The sequence below is a fragment of the Bacillus cereus group sp. MYBK30-2 genome, assembly GCF_051915945.1.
In the GTDB taxonomy this organism is placed as follows: Bacteria; Bacillota; Bacilli; order Bacillales; family Bacillaceae_G; genus Bacillus_A; species Bacillus_A paramycoides.
This window is the reverse complement of the sequence record NZ_JBQAFR010000026.1, coordinates 1-593: the sequence shown is the minus strand read 5'-3', so window position 1 is coordinate 593 and position 593 is coordinate 1. Positions and strand designations below refer to the sequence as shown.

Here is a 593-nt window from a genome sequence, read left to right as displayed (position 1 = left end):
ATACAGTCTGGTAATGATGGCAGAGAGGCCACACCCGTTCCCATACCGAACACGGAAGTTAAGCTCTCTAGCGCCGATGGTAGTTGGGACCTTGTCCCTGTGAGAGTAGGAAGTTGCCAGGCAATTCGGAGGATTAGCTCAGCTGGGAGAGCACCTGCCTTACAAGCAGGGGGTCGGCGGTTCGATCCCGTCATCCTCCACCATTTAGCCGGCTTAGCTCAATTGGTAGAGCAACTGACTTGTAATCAGTAGGTTGGGGGTTCAAGTCCTCTAGCCGGCACCAGTTTTTATTGTACGAGCCATTAGCTCAGTTGGTAGAGCATCTGACTTTTAATCAGAGGGTCGAAGGTTCGAATCCTTCATGGCTCACCATTTTAATAAAATATGCGGGTGTGGCGGAATTGGCAGACGCACCAGACTTAGGATCTGGCGCCTTTGGCGTGGGGGTTCGACTCCCTTCACCCGCACTTTTAATAAAATAACTCATACATGTCTTGCGGAAGTAGTTCAGTGGTAGAATACAACCTTGCCAAGGTTGGGGTCGCGGGTTCGAATCCCGTCTTCCGCTCCAATTTTCAATATGACATGCCGGG

Annotated in this window: 5 tRNA genes and 1 rRNA gene; all 6 read left to right on the top strand. The window is 50.9% G+C overall.

The features are described 5' to 3' along the window. The first annotated feature begins 6 nt into the window (after window positions 1–6). Window positions 7–122 (top strand): 5S ribosomal RNA (rrf, locus tag ACTFQM_RS27300). A gap of 5 nt (window positions 123–127) precedes the next feature. Beyond that, window positions 128–203: transfer RNA gene (locus ACTFQM_RS27295), tRNA-Val, on the top strand. 4 nt (window positions 204–207) lie between these two features. Then, window positions 208–283: transfer RNA gene (locus ACTFQM_RS27290), tRNA-Thr, on the top strand. Window positions 284–296: 13 nt separating this feature from the next. Next, window positions 297–372 (top strand) — tRNA-Lys (locus ACTFQM_RS27285). Between the two features lie 14 nt (window positions 373–386). Next, a tRNA-Leu gene (locus tag ACTFQM_RS27280) sits at window positions 387–467 on the top strand. Window positions 468–496: 29 nt separating this feature from the next. Beyond that, a tRNA-Gly gene (locus tag ACTFQM_RS27275) sits at window positions 497–571 on the top strand. The last annotated feature ends 22 nt before the right edge of the window (window positions 572–593 follow it).